18 protein-coding genes and 1 tRNA gene are annotated in these 15070 nt (G+C 61.8%); 15 read left to right on the forward strand and 4 right to left on the reverse strand.

What is annotated here, in order from left to right; all coding sequences use genetic code 11:
* The first annotated feature begins 22 nt into the window (after positions 1-22).
* The 4 genes from mreC to rodA are packed head-to-tail and all read left to right on the forward strand — an operon-like array spanning position 23 to position 4720.
* Positions 23-991, forward strand: a complete 969-nt coding sequence (gene mreC, locus ACFCW2_RS12710; protein ID WP_379546875.1) for a rod shape-determining protein MreC — start codon at positions 23-25, stop codon at positions 989-991.
* Complete coding sequence (gene mreD / locus ACFCW2_RS12715; protein WP_379546877.1) at positions 991-1545, forward strand: rod shape-determining protein MreD; 555 nt, start codon at positions 991-993, stop codon at positions 1543-1545. The genes mreC and mreD overlap by 1 nt, the downstream gene beginning before the upstream one ends.
* On the forward strand, positions 1545-3605 hold the full coding sequence (mrdA, locus tag ACFCW2_RS12720; protein WP_379546878.1) for a penicillin-binding protein 2: 2061 nt from the start codon (positions 1545-1547) through the stop codon (positions 3603-3605). Before mreD ends, mrdA begins: the two co-directional genes overlap by 1 nt.
* Positions 3602-4720 (forward strand): rod shape-determining protein RodA, encoded by a 1119-nt coding sequence (gene rodA, locus ACFCW2_RS12725; protein ID WP_379546880.1) that lies wholly within the window; start codon positions 3602-3604, stop codon positions 4718-4720. Before mrdA ends, rodA begins: the two co-directional genes overlap by 4 nt.
* A 16-nt stretch (positions 4721-4736) precedes the next feature.
* Here rodA and ACFCW2_RS12730 read toward each other — a convergent pair whose 3' ends face one another.
* Entirely contained in the window at positions 4737-5447 is a 711-nt protein-coding gene (locus ACFCW2_RS12730) for a helix-turn-helix transcriptional regulator (protein ID WP_379546881.1), read from the reverse strand.
* A gap of 156 nt (positions 5448-5603) precedes the next feature.
* On the opposite strand from ACFCW2_RS12730, the gene ACFCW2_RS12735 reads away from it, so the two are divergent.
* Entirely contained in the window at positions 5604-5882 is a 279-nt protein-coding gene (locus ACFCW2_RS12735) for a hypothetical protein (protein ID WP_379546883.1), read from the forward strand.
* A 116-nt stretch (positions 5883-5998) separates the two neighbouring features.
* Positions 5999-6074, forward strand: a tRNA-Lys gene (locus tag ACFCW2_RS12740).
* Positions 6075-6101: 27 nt separating this feature from the next.
* Here ACFCW2_RS12740 and ACFCW2_RS12745 read toward each other — a convergent pair.
* The gene (locus ACFCW2_RS12745) at positions 6102-6782 is read right to left on the reverse strand and encodes a hypothetical protein (RefSeq protein WP_379546884.1); all 681 of its coding nucleotides are present in this window, start codon (positions 6780-6782) and stop codon (positions 6102-6104) included.
* A 507-nt stretch (positions 6783-7289) separates the two neighbouring features.
* Here ACFCW2_RS12745 and ACFCW2_RS12750 point away from each other — a divergent pair.
* From ACFCW2_RS12750 to ribH, 3 genes are read left to right on the forward strand one after another with little or no spacing between them, the layout of a single operon-like run.
* Entirely contained in the window at positions 7290-8420 is a 1131-nt protein-coding gene (locus ACFCW2_RS12750) for a transglycosylase SLT domain-containing protein (protein WP_379546885.1), read from the forward strand.
* Between the two features lie 41 nt (positions 8421-8461).
* Positions 8462-9709 carry a 3,4-dihydroxy-2-butanone-4-phosphate synthase gene (gene ribB / locus ACFCW2_RS12755; protein ID WP_379546886.1) on the forward strand — a complete coding sequence of 416 codons (1248 nt, stop codon included), beginning with the start codon at positions 8462-8464 and terminating at the stop codon, positions 9707-9709.
* Positions 9710-9712: 3 nt separating this feature from the next.
* A complete protein-coding gene (ribH, locus tag ACFCW2_RS12760; RefSeq protein WP_379546888.1) occupies positions 9713-10135 on the forward strand; it encodes a 6,7-dimethyl-8-ribityllumazine synthase in 423 nt (140 codons plus the stop codon).
* A 22-nt stretch (positions 10136-10157) separates the two neighbouring features.
* On the opposite strand, the gene eno is transcribed toward ribH, so the two are convergent.
* Complete coding sequence (gene eno, locus ACFCW2_RS12765) at positions 10158-11444, reverse strand: phosphopyruvate hydratase (RefSeq protein ID WP_379546890.1); 1287 nt, start codon at positions 11442-11444, stop codon at positions 10158-10160.
* 162 nt (positions 11445-11606) lie between these two features.
* Here eno and ACFCW2_RS12770 point away from each other — a divergent pair, with 162 nt between their 5' ends.
* The 6 genes from ACFCW2_RS12770 to ACFCW2_RS12795 all read left to right on the forward strand — a co-directional run bounded on the left by ACFCW2_RS12770 (position 11607) and on the right by ACFCW2_RS12795 (position 14481).
* Positions 11607-12158: a hypothetical protein gene (locus ACFCW2_RS12770; protein WP_379546892.1), complete on the forward strand. Its 552-nt coding sequence runs from the start codon at positions 11607-11609 to the stop codon at positions 12156-12158.
* 46 nt (positions 12159-12204) lie between these two features.
* The gene (locus ACFCW2_RS12775) at positions 12205-12678 is read left to right on the forward strand and encodes a phage holin family protein (protein WP_379546894.1); all 474 of its coding nucleotides are present in this window, start codon (positions 12205-12207) and stop codon (positions 12676-12678) included.
* Positions 12675-13028 (forward strand): hypothetical protein, encoded by a 354-nt coding sequence (locus tag ACFCW2_RS12780; RefSeq protein WP_379546895.1) that lies wholly within the window; start codon positions 12675-12677, stop codon positions 13026-13028. Before ACFCW2_RS12775 ends, ACFCW2_RS12780 begins: the two co-directional genes overlap by 4 nt.
* A 90-nt stretch (positions 13029-13118) precedes the next feature.
* Positions 13119-13610: a hypothetical protein gene (locus ACFCW2_RS12785; protein WP_379546897.1), complete on the forward strand. Its 492-nt coding sequence runs from the start codon at positions 13119-13121 to the stop codon at positions 13608-13610.
* A 141-nt stretch (positions 13611-13751) separates the two neighbouring features.
* On the forward strand, positions 13752-13982 hold the full coding sequence (locus ACFCW2_RS12790) for a DUF4170 domain-containing protein (RefSeq protein ID WP_379546899.1): 231 nt from the start codon (positions 13752-13754) through the stop codon (positions 13980-13982).
* A gap of 10 nt (positions 13983-13992) precedes the next feature.
* Positions 13993-14481: a GNAT family N-acetyltransferase gene (locus ACFCW2_RS12795; RefSeq protein WP_379546900.1), complete on the forward strand. Its 489-nt coding sequence runs from the start codon at positions 13993-13995 to the stop codon at positions 14479-14481.
* 54 nt (positions 14482-14535) lie between these two features.
* Here ACFCW2_RS12795 and greA read toward each other — a convergent pair whose 3' ends face one another.
* The gene (gene greA, locus ACFCW2_RS12800) at positions 14536-15003 is read right to left on the reverse strand and encodes a transcription elongation factor GreA (protein WP_379546901.1); all 468 of its coding nucleotides are present in this window, start codon (positions 15001-15003) and stop codon (positions 14536-14538) included.
* Between the last annotated feature and the right edge of the window lie 67 nt (positions 15004-15070).

The following is a 15070-nucleotide window of genomic DNA, read 5'->3' on the forward strand; positions in this document are numbered from 1 at the left end:
TCTAGCGAAGGAGGGGCAGCATATGGCGCCGCCTTCCAATCGGCGCTCCGGCCATTCCCGCAGGGCGCAGTACGGGGTATTCACAGGATATGTGGTCGCCGGTCTCGGTGCGCTGATTGGCGCGCTGCTTCTGGGCATTTCCCTGTTCCAGCCCGGCTTCATGGCGGTCCCCCGCACGATTGCCACCGACGCCGTAGAACCGGTTGCGGACGCCAATGCGGCTGTGCGCAATGAAGGGCGCGGCTTTATCGAGAGCATTCAAGGCTATCTGAGAGCAGGCAGCCAGAACGATGCCCTGCGCAAGGAAGTGGAACTTGCCCGCATCCGTCTGGCCGAGGCAGAAGCGCTCAAGACCGAAAACGCGCGGCTGCAGGGGCTTCTTGGACTGACCAGAGAAGACGCGGAGCCGGTGACAGTTGCGCGTCTGGTCGGCTCCAGTTCCTCCAGCACGCGCCGCTTTGCCTATATGGGGGCCGGTCGCAATGATGGTGTGCGCGAAGGCATGCCGGTGCGTTCGGCACGCGGTATTGTCGGGCGGGTGCTGGAGGTGGGCCGCAACAGTTCCCGCATCCTGCTGCTGACCGACAGCGAAAGCGTTGTGCCGGTGCGCCGCTCTTCCGACGAAGTGGTTGCCTTTGCTGAAGGCCGCGGCGACGGGCGGCTCGATATCCGGCTGATCAATCTGGGCGTCAATCCGCTGAAAGAAGGCGATGTCTTCGTGACCAGCGGCGCAGGCGGTTTCTACGAGCCGGGCATCGCCGTCGCCATCGTCAGCGAACTGACCGATGACGGTGCCATTGCGCGGGTGATTTCCGACCCAGCAGCAACCGATTACGTGTCGGTTGAGCAAATCTACCAGCCACAGGCCACGCAGGGCGCAGAGACTCCCATCGAGGAAGAGCTGGGTGCGCAGGATGGCGGTTCGGACACTCCGGAAGGCGATACCGAAGGTGATACCGACGGCCAAGATGCTGCGGATGATGAGGGCTGATGGAACAGCTTAATCCCAAATCCCGCAGCGATGCCTATGGCAGCCGGATCAATCGGGACCATTCCCCCATTCTCATCCACCTCGTGCCGTGGGGGACGATCCTGCTCGGCTGTCTTCTGCCGTTCCTGCCGATCATCAGCGCCATCCCGCTGGTGCCGCCGCTTGGCCTGCTGTTCCTGCTTGGCTGGCGGCTGGTCCGGCCCGGATTGCTGCCTGTATGGGCGGGCTTCCCCATCGGCCTGTTCGACGATCTATTCAGCGGTCAGCCATTCGGCAGCGGTATATTGCTGTTCTCGCTCATAATGCTGGGCATCGAGTTTTTTGATACGCGGTTCCCGTGGCGCAGTTTCTGGCAGGACTGGATGGCGGCTGCTTTGGCCATCATCGCCTATCTTGTCGGGGCCGCGCTGTTCTCAGGGGCCGATATTGGCCTGATCGCCCTCGCCTCAATCGGACCACAAGCTTTGCTTTCGATCCTCGCTTTCCCGGTCATTGCGCGCATCATCGGCGGTCTGGACCGGCTGCGCCTGCTGCGTGTGAGGGTGCTGGGCTGATGCTGGGCAGAAAATCGCGTCAGATCATTACCGCCTCGACCCTGAAGAACAGCTTTGACCGGCGCAGCTTCGTGCTCGGCGCGTTTGGTGCCGGGATCGGCACTCTGCTGGCGGTGCGGATGGGCTACATCGCGATTGCCGAGAACGAGAAATACGAGACCGAGAGCGAGAGCAACCGCGTCAATCTCACCCTGATCCCGCCGCGCCGTGGCTGGATTCTCGATCGCAACGGTGCCCCCCTCGCCGCCAATCGCGCCGATTTCCGCGTCGATCTGATCCCCGAACGGCTGACCGATCCGGAAAAGCAGGTCGATGTTCTGGGCGAATTGCTTGGCCTCGACGATACCCGGAAGATCGATCTGCTGGACGAGATTGCCAAGGGCACCAGCTATCAACCCATCGAAGTCGCCAGCGGGCTGGAATTTGATCAGTTTGCCGCTGTCAGCCTGCGTCTGCCCGAACTGCCCGGTGTCATCCCGCAGCGCGGTTTCTCGCGTTATTACCCTACAGGCCCCAGTGTCGGCCATCTGATCGGCTATGTCGGCATCGCCAATGCCGAGGAATACGAGCTGGAGCGCAATCCGCTGCTGGTTACGCCCGGCTACAAGATCGGCAAGGACGGGCTGGAAAAACAGTTCGAACAGGTCATTCGCGGCGAGCCGGGCGCGCGGCGGGTGGAGGTTACCGCGTCGGGACGGATCGTGCGCGATCTGGAGACGCGGCCCGACGTGCAAGGCCAACCGCTGCGCACCACCATCGACGGTCCGCTGCAGGATTATGCCGCGCGCCGGATCGGGCTGGAAAGCGGCTCTGTCGTGGTGATGGATTGCGACACTGGAGACCTGCTGTGCATGTCTTCCATGCCCAGCTTCGATCCCAACAGCTTTTCCGCCGGGATCGGCAGTCTGGAATACGCCATGCTGCGCGAGAACGACCGCGTGCCGCTGCGCAACAAGGTGCTGAAGGGGCTTTACCCGCCCGGCTCTACCGTCAAGCCAACGCACTCGCTGGCGTTTCTGAAAGCCGGGGTCGATCCGAAAGAGACCATAGCCTGCGCAGGCGGACGCCGCATCGGCAGCCGGTTCTTCAATTGCTGGAGCAACCACGGCACCGTGGATATGGCGAAGAGCATCTATCAAAGCTGCGACAGCTATTATTACCACTTCGCCCAGCAGATCGGGTTCGACAAGGTGGCCGAGATGGCCCGCGACTTCGGCCTGGGCGAGGAATACGATCTTCCGGTCGCCAGCCAGTTTTACGGCACGGTGCCCGACCCTGCGTGGAAGCTGAAGAAATACGAGCGCCCGTGGGAGCCGTTCGATACGGTGAACGCCTCGATCGGACAGGGTTATTATCTGTCCAGCCCGCTGCAGCTCGCGGTGATGTCCGCCCGGCTTGCGACCGGCAATATCGTGATGCCGCGCATGCTGCTGTCCGACAAGAAGCCGACCTTCAAAAGCGAAGGCTTCTCGCAGGAAGATATGGATTACGTCCGCCAGGCGATGAGCGACGTGGTCAATGGCCCCGGCACCGCAGGCCGCGCGCGCCTGCCCATCGATGGTGTGAAGATGGCGGGCAAAACCGGCACCGCGCAGGTAGTCAGTCTGAGCGTCAGCGACGGTCGCTCCGGCCCGTGGAAATACCGCGACCACGGCCTCTTCGTATTTTTCGCCCCGCTCGACAAACCCAAATATGCCGGAGCAGTGGTGATCGAGCATGGCGGCGGATCAGGCGCAGCCTACCCGATTGCCCGTGACGTGATGACGTTCCTGTTCGATCCGGCGAAGGGCATGGACGCACTCCGGCGATACGAGCAGCAGTGGGGCGGCACCGCTCAGGAGCGGCTGGAACGGCGATACGCAGCCTATGCCGAGGCAGCGGGCGAGTCCGTCCAACCGATCCCCGAGCGCAATGAAGACATCATCGCAAGAGTCGATGCAGAGGCGCGCGCAGCCGCAGCCCAGCAAGAGGCGATAGCGAGCGAAAGCCGCGCGTCGCGCCCAGCACGCGAAACGCAGAGCACTGAAGTTCCCTCGGCTGCACAGGGGGGTGGACAATGAGTTCCATCATCCCCGCCCCGATTGCCCGGCAGCCATGGGGCATGTTGGTCCCGCTGATCCTGCTCACCAGTTTTGGCGGGTTCGTGCTGTTCTCCGCCGCCGGGGGAAGCCTCCAGCCCTATGCGCTGTCACACTGGATCCGCTTTGCCGTCTTTCTGGTGATGGCATCCATTCTTGCGCTGTTCCCGCGCGAGCTGGCGCGCTTTGCTGCCTACCCGGTTTATGTCCTCATCCTCATCCTGCTGCTGGCGGTGGAAGTCATGGGCACGCTGGGCGGCGGGTCACAGCGCTGGCTGGAGCTGGGCTTTATGCGCTTGCAGCCTTCCGAAGTGATGAAGCCGGCCATCGTGCTGGTCCTCGCGCATTTTTACGCCTCGCTCCCCACCGGAATGATCGATGGGTGGCGCGCTTTGCTGCCCGCTGCGGGGCTGGTCGCCGTGCCGATGGCGCTGGTGCTGATGCAGCCCGATCTGGGCACATCGCTCGCCATCGCATTTGGCGCAGGCACCGTCATGTTCCTCGCCGGTTTGCCGATGAAATGGTTCATCGGCGGCGGGATAGCCGCAGCCGCCGCTGTGCCGCTGGCCTATTTCTTCGCGCTCCAGCCCTATCAGCAGAAGCGGGTCAATACCTTCCTCGATCCGGAGAGCGACCCCCTGGGCACCGGCTATCACATCACCCAGTCGAAAATTGCCATCGGGTCGGGCGGCCTGACCGGCAAGGGCTTCAACGAGGGATCGCAAAGCCACCTCAATTATTTGCCCGAACCGCAGACCGATTTCGTGTTCGCGACCATGGCGGAGGAATGGGGCCTGATGGGCGGTATCTTCGTGCTCGGCGCGTTTGGCATGATCCTCGGCTGGGGCCTGAAAGTCGCCCGCAATGCAGAGGACCGGTTCGACCAGTTGCTGGCCGCCGGAATGACCGCGACGATTTTCTTCTATGTGGCGATCAATCTCCTGATGGTGATGGGCCTTGCGCCCGTGGTGGGGATCCCCCTGCCCTTCATGAGCCATGGTGGATCATCGATGATGACCAACATGATTTGCATCGGCAGCCTGCTGATGGTGCACCGGTGGAGCCGTCAGAAGCGGCGCAGTGGCCTGAGCGGCTAGACTAGGCTCGGCGAAATCAGAACGTCACGATACCGAGTTTGAGCGCCTTGATCGTCGCGCCCACACGGTCGCTCGCCTCCAGCTTCTCGTAAATCCGTTTGGTATATGTCCGCACCGTTTCCGGCGAGATGCCGATAATCGTGCCGATATCGGTGTTGGACTTGCCCCGCGCGATCCATTTCATCACCTCCTGCTCCCGCTCCGAGAGGGGCGGGAAATTCAGGTCACGATCGAAGATCTCGCAAATGCGCAGATGCGCAGTCTGGGCGACCGCGCGAATTTTGATTGCGGTGATCTCGTCTTCGCTGGTCATGGGCCGCCCGAAATCGAAGGACGCGTAGGCGGTGCGGTTGCTGGGGCCGAATAGCGGCAATCCGGTTCCGTATCTCAGCCCATGGCGCTCCATCGCATCGAAATATTCCTGCTGTTCCGGCGTTTCGGCACCCATGGCAATCGCATCTGCCCAGCTCAGCATTCTCCCCTTTGCAAGCGTTCGCCCTGGTATCGGATCGTGCAGGCGGAAATCCTTGTTGTGATACAGCGTCTGCCAGTCAGGACAATATCCATCGGCATAGATGATCGTGTCGGAAGAGACCGGTGAGTGGAACAACGGCGTGAAGTGATAACTCTGGCGCAGCACTCCAAACCGGTGTCCGGTGGCCTGCACATGCATCAGCACCGCATCGATGCTCGATAGCTGTGCAATATGCAGAATGGCCTGATCCATAGCGGCCTCCATAGCACACATTATCGTTGTCCCCGCATCGGGTGACTTTTGTGAACGTTAACGCGGGCCTAAATCCCCGGTGTAATCGATTCCGCCGCACGCCGTCAGGCACGTGCGAACCCCTGCGAATCGACCCCGGAGACAAAAATGTTATCGATGCTTCGCCCGTTATGGCGTCGCCGCGGCGTATTGCCGGGCGAACCCGAAACCAGCGCCGTGGATGCAACCCAAGCGGCAACCTGCACGGCCATATTGCGCCTGATCGAAACGCCAACACCGGATGGCCGCGTCTACCAGATCAGGGACCTGCACGGCGCTACCGGCCTGCTGCAACGCGACATTTTACGCGCCGTGGAGGAACTGCGAAAACAGGAGAAAATCACACTGGATGGCGGTCAATTCGATCCTCTGTCGGCGATCATCCGGGTAGCTTGAACGCAGCACCCGCAAAAGAAACTGGCGGCAGCCCCTTGCCACAGCGCAGACAATCGCTAAATGCGCGCCTTCGCAACGCTCCGCGCAAAAAGACGCGCATCAGCGAATGGCGATATGGACGCATAGCTCAGTTGGTAGAGCAGCTGACTCTTAATCAGCGGGTCCTAGGTTCGAACCCTAGTGCGTCCACCATCCCTTCCCCATTCCGGACTCCTTCGTTCAACGGCTGAAGCTGCCTCGCGTTAGCGAGACGGTGCCGTTGGCATAACTCGATGTGACCAGAGTGCCGCGCGCATTCTCGTGATAGGGATCCCGGTAGGGGGCTTCGCCGACCAAACCATCGCCAACCTTCGCCAAAGTGGCGTTGCCGCGTACATTCTTCAGCGCATTGTCCAGCCAGTTGGTGAAACTGTTTGCCTTCACGGGTGTAGCAGCGCGGCCGGATTGCTGGCGATAGGCCACGCTAAACCAGTCGGTGGTGGTGCGGGCGATCTCTTGGCCAGACGCGGCCCCGAGGTCGAGGACCATCGCATCGGCTGCCTCTGTCCCATTCAATTGCAATGCGAGGATTATCGGCCCGCCGGTGTTTTCCCGTCCGTACGCCTTGCGCACGGTGTCGGAGCGGCGATAATCGTAATTCGCGAGGAGGAACTCGCAATCACCCAGATCAACCGCATTGGCGGTGCGCGTGATCAGAGGCCAGAATGTCGCGACAATGCGGGCCTCCGGCTGTTGCTCTGCAATGGTTTCTGTGCGCTCAATCCCGCCAACAAATGCCCGGCACAACGCCAGGTTGCGGCCGACCTGAAACCGATCAAGCAGGATCACGCCGAGCGGCAGGCCCGGGGCGGTTGGCTCGTATATCTCGCCCGGGAAGAGGTAGCTGCGCCCAATTGTCAAATCGCTGGGCGTCACCCGGTTTCTGCTGCCCGGCGCGGATTGTGGCGGACCGCCTGAGTACGCCTTGATCCCCTCGATGCTCTCTCTGAGTAAGGCGGACTCAAGCATTGATCTCACAATGCGCGCATCAGCTTCAGGTCCACCGGCCTCCACCGACGGAGGAGGAGGAGGTGGTGGTGGTGCTGGAGGCGGTGGCGGCGGCGGCGGCGGCGGCGGTGCGTCATAGCCCGCGCCCGCACAGGCAGTGATGGCCAGCGCCAATCCGAGACCCAGTCCCAATTTCAAAATCCGCGCCATGGCTAATCTCCCCAGCCTTGTTAGCGCCAATCGGGAAAATTACGCAAGTTTTCTACCGGGAGAGTATTCCGAGCTTTCCGCCACAAATGACGGATAAAGTTACGTAAAGCTGAGTACGCTCAACTTCTATCATTAAGGCCGGGTTTACATTCGCCAGCGCGACCGGCTGCCATGAACGCACTGTTAACTTCCCGCCCCTAGCGCGCCGGCATGGCCCGACTGCTCGGCAAGCTTGGCATCATCATCGGTTCGCTTTTTCTGGGCGGAACCGGCACTGCGTACGCCGAGAACGCACCGGTCATGGCCGCCACCGGTGTTACGCTGGCGACCAGCGCTTCGGCTTCCGAACATCCGACGAAGGTGACGGAGGCCACTGCGAGGAGCCACGTTGCGAAAGCCATTTGGGAAGCCTCTGAGAAAACCGGGGTGTCCTACCGCTATCTGCTCGCACAGGCACATCTGGAATCGGGTCTTGATCCAAAGGCGCAAGCGACAACTTCCAGCGCGACCGGCCTTTTTCAATTCATAGACACCACATGGCTCAGCAGCATGGAGCGGCACGGTCGCCGCCTGGGCGTTGACACGGTAGCGGCAGGCAAATCGCGCGATGCGCTGCTCGACATGCGCAAGGACGCGAAGGTCGCTTCGTTGATGGCTGCGGGATTTGCACAGGATAATGCCCGCGCATTGCAGAGCGTGCTGGGCCGTGAAGCCAATGATACCGAGCTCTATCTGGCGCATTTCTTGGGTTCAGGCGGTGCGAAGCGGTTTCTGACCGCATGGCGGCGTGACCCCGGTGCTCCGGCAGCTGTGCTCTTCCCCGACGCGGCGCGGGCCAATGCGCCGGTATTCTATTCTCAGGGCGGGCAAGCGCGCTCGCTCAGCGATGTTCTGGCCCATTTCGACAGCAAGATGCAGGGAGCTGTGAAACTTACCGCCGGGCTCGCGGTTGACCGTGATACCGCAGGGCCTTCTGCGCTGCAGACAAGCGATGTGGCCGTTCCCCAGCTCGTGACGGTGGAAGCATCACAGCAGGATATCGCGGTACCCTCGCCCGCTCTGGCCGATTTTGACGTGGCCACCCCTGGCCCGGCGATAGGGGCGCCCACCCCGGATACGGCTGTAGGCTTGGTTCTTCAGGGTCGTTCCCAGCGCTGGTCGTTGCAAGCGACTGCGCGCCCGGCGAACGGCGTTGTCACCGACCGTCCGCACGGTGAGAATAGCGCGATCTTCGAAGCCCAAAACGGGTTCATTTCGGATGCGCGGGCCGGTGCTGGTTCGGCGTTCAGGCCGCCGGGGCTGCACCCCGTTGACGATCTCGCGCACGAAGCACCGGTCTAGGTCACATTTGCAATCACATTGAAATGTGCTAGCGATGTGTCATGAGCACATCGACAATCACACGCGTTCGCGATCTCGTCAATTCCGGGGAACTCACCAAGGCTGGTCTGGCCCGCGCAGCGGGACTGCACGCCAACACCTTGCGTGATGCTACCGAGCCGGACTGGAATCCGACCACCGAGACGCTGGGCAAGCTCCAAAGCTTCCTCGATGCCAATGACACCACCCCCGTGCTGGTCGGCGCTGAGGAGATCATCAACGAGGCGCGCAACGGGCGCATGTATATCCTCGTGGATGACGAGGACCGCGAGAATGAAGGCGACCTGATCATTCCCGGCCAGATGGCCACGCCCGATGCGATCAACTTTATGGCCACCCATGGCCGCGGCCTGATCTGTTTGGCGCTGTCGAAGAAGCGGGTCAGCGATCTCGGCCTGCAGCCGATGACCCAGAACAACACCGAAAGCATGCAGACAGCCTTCACGATCTCCATCGAGGCGAAAGAGGGTGTCACCACCGGCATTTCTGCCGCCGACCGCGCGCGGACCGTTGCTGTTGCCATCGATGCCACCAAAGGCCCCGGCGATATCGTGATGCCGGGCCATGTCTTCCCGCTCTCCGCCCGCGATGGCGGCGTGTTGGTGCGTGCTGGGCATACGGAGGCGGCCGTCGATATCTCGCGCCTTGCCGGCCTCAATCCGTCGGGCGTGATCTGCGAAATCATGAATGATGACGGCACGATGGCCCGGCTCGATGATCTGGTCGCCTTCGCCCGCAAGCACGGGCTAAAAATAGGCACAATCAGGGACTTGATCGAGTACCGGATGCGTCATGACCATCTGGTGGAGCGGGTGGACGACAGCGCTTTCGATTCCGATTATGGCGGCCAGTGGCGCATGTTGACCTACCGCAACACGGTGGACGGCAGAGAGCATTACGTCCTGCAAAAGGGCCACGTTTTGCCCGTTCAGCCCACCCTCACCCGGGTCCATCCGATTTCCATCTTCGACGATGTTCTGGGCCAGCCCGGCCCCCGCAAGCGCACGCTTCAGCGGGCCATGCGGGCCGTGGGCGAGCATGGATCGGGTGTGATTGTGATCATCACCGGTCGCCGGGCCTCCGGCGGCTACACGGAGGAAGACGAGGTCCGCAATGTCGGGATCGGCTCGCAGATCCTTGCGGACCTTGACGTGCATGACATGATCCTGCTCAGCAATTCGCAGCCCAACGTTGTCGCCATCGAAGGCTATGGCCTCGACATTGTCGACCACATGCCGATACCGGAATAAATTATGTCAAGAATTCTTATAGTTGAAGCCCGCTTTTACGAGCAGTTCAATGATATGCTGATTGCCGGAGCGCGGTCAGAACTGGAGGCACGAGGCCATGACGTCAGCCTTCTGACCGTGCCCGGAGCGCTCGAAATTCCCGGCGCAATTGCTCTGGCGGTGGAGGCCGGCGGCTATGACGGCTTTGTCGCCATCGGCGTGGTCATTCGCGGCGAGACCTATCATTTCGAGATTGTCGCCGGAGAAAGCGCCCGCGCGATCATGGCGCTGACGATGGACGGCATTGCCATCGGCAACGGCATCCTCACGGTCGAGAACGAAGACCAGGCATTGGTCCGCGCCGATCCTGCACAAAAGGACAAGGGCGGAGAGGCCGCCAAAGCGGCCCTCGCCCTGCTTGAAATACGGGAAAGCTTCGGACTTTAGCGCCCCGGCCTAGCGCCTACCCTCAGCGCCCGATACGCCCGAAGCAGGCTTTGCCGGCGTAATGCGCGCTGGCGCCCAGCTCTTCCTCGATGCGGATAAGCTGGTTGTATTTCGCCAGCCTGTCCGACCGGGCGAGCGAGCCGGTTTTGATCTGCCCGCAATTGGTTGCCACCGCCAGATCGGCAATCGTCGCATCCTCGGTCTCGCCCGAACGGTGGGACATGACGGAGGTGTAGCCTGCGCGGTGCGCGATATCGACAGCCTCAAGCGTTTCGGACAGCGTGCCGATCTGGTTGACCTTCACCAGCAGTGAATTGCCAAGCCCGTCGGTGATGCCTTGACGCAGGCGCTCCGGATTGGTGACGAACAGATCGTCGCCGACCAGTTGGACCCGGCCACCGATGGCATCAGTCAGCGCCTTCCAGCCCGCGAAATCATCTTCCGCCATGCCATCTTCGATCGAGAGGATGGGATAATCGTCGCACAATTTGGCAAGATATGCGGCCATTTCGTCGCCCGAAAGCGAGAGCCCCTCGCCCGAAACCTCGTATTTGCCATCGCGGTAAAACTCGGTCGACGCGCAATCGAGTGCCAACACGACGTCTTCGCCAGTCTTGAACCCGGCCTGCTCGACCGAGCGCATGATGAAATCGAGCGCGTCGCGGGTGCTCGAAAGGTTCGGCGCAAAGCCGCCTTCATCGCCGACGGAGGTGGACAGGCCCTTATCCGCCAGACCCTTCTTCAGCGTGTGGAAAATCTCCGCGCCCCAGCGCACGCCCTCGGCCAGCGTCTCCGCGCCGACGGGCATGACCATGAATTCCTGAATGTCGATCGGGTTGTCGGCGTGCTCGCCGCCATTGACGATGTTCATCATCGGCACCGGCAGGACGTGGGCGGATACACCACCGATATAGGCCCAGAGCGGCATGCCCCGCGCCGCAGCCGCCGCCTTCGCCGTGGCCAGGCTGACCCCGAGAATAGCGTTGGCCCCCAGGCGCGATTTGTTCGCCGTGCCATCCAGATCGATCATCGCCATATCGATGTCGCGCTGGTCTTCGGCATCCAGACCAAGGATCGTGTCGGTGATCTCCCCGTTCACCGCCTCAACCGCCTTCCGGACCCCCTTGCCCAAATACCGGTCCTTGTCCCCGTCGCGCAGCTCGACCGCCTCATGCGCGCCGGTCGAGGCACCCGACGGCACCGCAGCGCGCCCGAAACTTCCATCGTCCAGCAACACATCGACTTCGACCGTGGGATTGCCCCGCGAATCGAGGATTTCACGGGCATGCAGGTCGAGGATTGCGGTCATGGAGAGGCTCCGGGTGTTGTATAGTGCTAAGACACCTCTATATTGAGGTCGGCAGCGCTCTATGCGGCGGAACAAAACCGTGCAAGACGCGTTGATCAATTGAACAGCGCATTGCCCCCGGAATGCGCGGACAGATGAACCGAATTACCGAAGGATAGAACCATGGCCACTGCAACCACCAAGCCCAAAACAACGAAACGCGCGAAGACGACCAAGGCGACCACCACGACGGCAGCGGCCAAGAAGACCGCGTCGACCACCGCCGATGGAACCAGCGAAGCGAAGACTCGCTTCAACGCGGCTCTGGACGAAGCTCGCGCCGGCGCTGCTGCGCTCAAGACCGAAGCCACGGACCGCGCGGTTGCCTATCGCGAGCAGGCTGGCGACAAGAGCGGCGAAGTGACCGAGCAGGCCAAGGCCAAGGCCGGTGAACTGGCCGTCGAAGGCAAGGCCAAGGCAAGCGACGCGCTGTCCGCACTGGGCAAGATGGTGGCAGACAATGCCGCGACGATCGACGAGCAGTTCGGCCCGAAATATGGCGACTATGCCCGCAACGCATCGCGCACTCTGCAGGAAAACGCCGCCAAGCTCGAAGCCAAGAGCGTTGACGAAATCGGCGATGATGCCAAGGAATTCGTGCGCAAGAGCCCCGGTCTGGCCGTTGGCCTCGCCGCAGTGGGCGGCTACATGATTGCCCGCCTGTTCCGCCGGTAATTTGCGCGAGAACTTGTGACGATCACTTTAGCCGGAACGGGCGACAATGCTGGATAATGCATCGCCCGACGGGCACACAGATTTGACGGAGCGGGACGCCGATATCGGCGATCCCGCTTCTCCTGTTCCGGACGAACTCGCACCGGAATATGCTGGCGATGGGGAGCCCTCTTTGGGCGACGACATCACCGCACTGGTCGATGATGGCAAAGCCTATGTTCAGGCCGAACTGGCGTTCCAGAAAAGCCGCGCCGCCTTTGCAGCGGGCGAGGTCAAGGCGGGAACGGTCTTTGCGCTGGGAATGCTAGCATTTCTGCATCTGGCCCTGATCGGCCTCGTTGTGGGCCTGATCCTCTCGCTCGCACCAATCGTCGGGCCGCTTGGCGCAACCGGCATTGTTGTCGGTGTCTTGTTGCTGGGTATGGCGCTGCTGGGCTGGCTGGCCGTCACGCATTTCAAGAAGATCAGCCGCGCATTCGATGATGGCAAGGGAGCAGGCAGCGAGGACACGTCCGCATGAACGCCCGCGAACGCGACATGATTGCCGACCGTCAGCTGCGCGATGCGTCGCTGGCCCTCGTCAAAGCCGACATCGACAACGTGAAAGAGGACGTGTCTGCCAAGAGCATCAAGGACCGCGTCACCAGCAGGCTGACCGACGGCGCGCTCGAATTGTTCGATGAAGCCAACGCAATGGCGGACAACAAGCTGGGCGTGCTGGCAACCTTGCTGGCCGCGGTGGGCATATGGTTTGCGCGCAATCCCATTATCGCAGCGCTCGGTCTGGAAGAGGATGAGCTGGGCCGACAAACTGCGGATGAGACTGCGAGTGATCCCGAGCCCCAACTGCCGCTCGAAACCGACGGATAAACCGCGCAGTTTTCGCGCGCATTCCGGAACACACCGGCGCGCGAGCGATTGATAAGTCATAGACAAACACATTCTCCCGGAGAACACACCATGAGCACTCAGGAACAACGCGACGCACTGCGCGCCAAAATCGAAGCAGGCGAAAAGCGCAACGAGGAACGGACTCTCGGCCAGCAGGCCGCCGACCTTGGCGAAAGCGCCACCCAATTCGTGAAAGATCACCCGGTGGCATCGGTCGCCGGTGTTGCCGTGATCGGCATCATGATCGGCGCAATGACCCGTCCGGGCCGCCGTGCAGGCGCCGCCGCAGGGGCCAAGGCCTCCGCACTGGCGACTTACGCGACCGAAATGGGTCTCGCTTATGCCAGCGGCTTGCTCGACCAGGCAGGTGATGTTGCGCGCGCAAGCGGCGACAAGCTGGAAGATCTGGGCGACGACGTAGCGTTCACAGCACGCAAGGCGCGGCGCAACGCCACAGCGGCAGCGGGCAATACGCAGGATAATGTCCTGAGCCTGTCGCGCAAAGCTGCTCGCCGCGCAGGCCGCAGCTACCGCGATGCGAAGGCTCGCGTGGCCGGATAAGCGGGCGGCAAACGTGAATAAAGTCGGCGCGGTGGGCATTTGCCTGCCGCGCCGACTGCGTTATGGGGGTGCAGATTTTTCAAGTGATGGCTTGCGCGGCACATCGCGCCGGCCACCCCATCCCTCCCCAAGGATATGACGATGCAAGAACAAGAGACAAAACAGACGCTTTTCATGGTCATGGGCGGCCGGGTCGATGATCCGCGCAGCGTGACCTTCAAAGACCCCGAAGGCATCCACGTGGCCGGTATCTATTCGGACTATGACAATGCCGTCGAGGCATGGCGCGGCAATGCCCAGCGCACGGTCGACGATGCGGAGATGAAATACGTCATCGTGCCGCTCCACAAAATTCTCGATCCCGAAGGCTGAGGCGCGCAATTTGGCTTACACGATCCGCCCCTATGCCGACGGTGATGCCGAGGCTTTGTCGCTGGTGACACTGGCGGCCATCGCCACCATCGGACCCAAGGGCTATTCGCAGGAACAGGTGGCTGCATGGGCCGCGCGGCATATCCAGCCCGAACGCATTGCGGGACGCGTTGCTGCCGGTGACATGGTGTTTGTCGCGGCGGATGCGGAAGACAAGCCTGTCGCCTATGTGCTGCTGGAAGCCAGCGGCCATGTCGACATGCTCTACAATCACCCCGACCATTCGCGCGCCGGTCTGGCAGGTCAATTGCTGATGGAGGCCGAGAACAAGGCCCGGACGCTAGGGATAGAACGGCTGTATACCGAGGCGAGCGAACTCGCCCGGTCCGCCTTTGAACGCGCCGGCTACAGCCTGGGCGAGCGCCGCGACTTCACCATCGAGCACATGCGCCAACCCGTCCCCATTCACAATTACGCGATGGAAAAGACGCTGGGTTAAGGCGGATTGAAGCAGCCTTGCAGCGGGTGCCACCGGCCCCGCTGCCAACGCTGTCTAGATGAACTCGATTTTTTCGACGAGGTAGAACTTGTCGCCGCTCGGCACAGTGACTTCGATCTCGTCACCCTTGGACTTGCCGATCAGAGCGCGTCCGATGGGCGAATTGTAGGAAATCCGGCCCGATTTGGCATCCGCTTCCGTCTGCCCAACAATCTGGTACTTCACCGGCTTGTCGTCTTCGTCGAGCAGCGTCACGGTGGCGCCGAACACGATCCGGTCGCCCGAAAGCGTGGTGGGGTCGATGATCTGCGCGCGGTTCACCTTGTCTTCGATATCGCCCAGCGTTGCCTCGATCTGGCCCTGGCGTTCCTTGGCCGCGTGATATTCGGCATTCTCCGACAGATCGCCATGCGCACGCGCTTCTTCGATTGCGTCGACGACCTTCGGGCGTTCGGCGCGCAGAGCCTTCATATCGGCCATCAGGCGTTCGTAGCCTTCGGCCAGCATTGGCACTTTATCCATCGTTTTCCCAATCCTGTTGTGGGTGCCCGAAACGACAAAAAGACCCTAAGCCATGCCTTGCGGCCGG

It is taken from the genome of Qipengyuania algicola, assembly GCF_042492175.1.
Taxonomy (GTDB): Bacteria; Pseudomonadota; Alphaproteobacteria; order Sphingomonadales; family Sphingomonadaceae; genus CAJXSN01.

Excerpts from the sequence above, each read along its gene's own strand:
- mreC (WP_379546875.1), top strand. The coding sequence starts at position 23 with ATGGCGCCGCCTTCCAATCGGCGCTCCGGCCATTCCCGCAGGGCGCAG.
- mreD (WP_379546877.1), top strand. The coding sequence starts at position 991 with ATGGAACAGCTTAATCCCAAATCCCGCAGCGATGCCTATGGCAGCCGG.
- mrdA (WP_379546878.1), top strand. The coding sequence starts at position 1,545 with ATGCTGGGCAGAAAATCGCGTCAGATCATTACCGCCTCGACCCTGAAG.
- rodA (WP_379546880.1), top strand. The coding sequence starts at position 3,602 with ATGAGTTCCATCATCCCCGCCCCGATTGCCCGGCAGCCATGGGGCATG.
- ACFCW2_RS12730 (WP_379546881.1), bottom strand. The coding sequence starts at position 5,447 with ATGGATCAGGCCATTCTGCATATTGCACAGCTATCGAGCATCGATGCG.
- ACFCW2_RS12735 (WP_379546883.1), top strand. The coding sequence starts at position 5,604 with ATGCTTCGCCCGTTATGGCGTCGCCGCGGCGTATTGCCGGGCGAACCC.
- ACFCW2_RS12750 (WP_379546885.1), top strand. The coding sequence starts at position 7,290 with ATGGCCCGACTGCTCGGCAAGCTTGGCATCATCATCGGTTCGCTTTTT.
- ribB (WP_379546886.1), top strand. The coding sequence starts at position 8,462 with ATGAGCACATCGACAATCACACGCGTTCGCGATCTCGTCAATTCCGGG.
- ribH (WP_379546888.1), top strand. The coding sequence starts at position 9,713 with ATGTCAAGAATTCTTATAGTTGAAGCCCGCTTTTACGAGCAGTTCAAT.
- eno (WP_379546890.1), bottom strand. The coding sequence starts at position 11,444 with ATGACCGCAATCCTCGACCTGCATGCCCGTGAAATCCTCGATTCGCGG.
- ACFCW2_RS12770 (WP_379546892.1), top strand. The coding sequence starts at position 11,607 with ATGGCCACTGCAACCACCAAGCCCAAAACAACGAAACGCGCGAAGACG.
- ACFCW2_RS12775 (WP_379546894.1), top strand. The coding sequence starts at position 12,205 with ATGCTGGATAATGCATCGCCCGACGGGCACACAGATTTGACGGAGCGG.
- ACFCW2_RS12780 (WP_379546895.1), top strand. The coding sequence starts at position 12,675 with ATGAACGCCCGCGAACGCGACATGATTGCCGACCGTCAGCTGCGCGAT.
- ACFCW2_RS12785 (WP_379546897.1), top strand. The coding sequence starts at position 13,119 with ATGAGCACTCAGGAACAACGCGACGCACTGCGCGCCAAAATCGAAGCA.
- ACFCW2_RS12790 (WP_379546899.1), top strand. The coding sequence starts at position 13,752 with ATGCAAGAACAAGAGACAAAACAGACGCTTTTCATGGTCATGGGCGGC.
- greA (WP_379546901.1), bottom strand. The coding sequence starts at position 15,003 with ATGGATAAAGTGCCAATGCTGGCCGAAGGCTACGAACGCCTGATGGCC.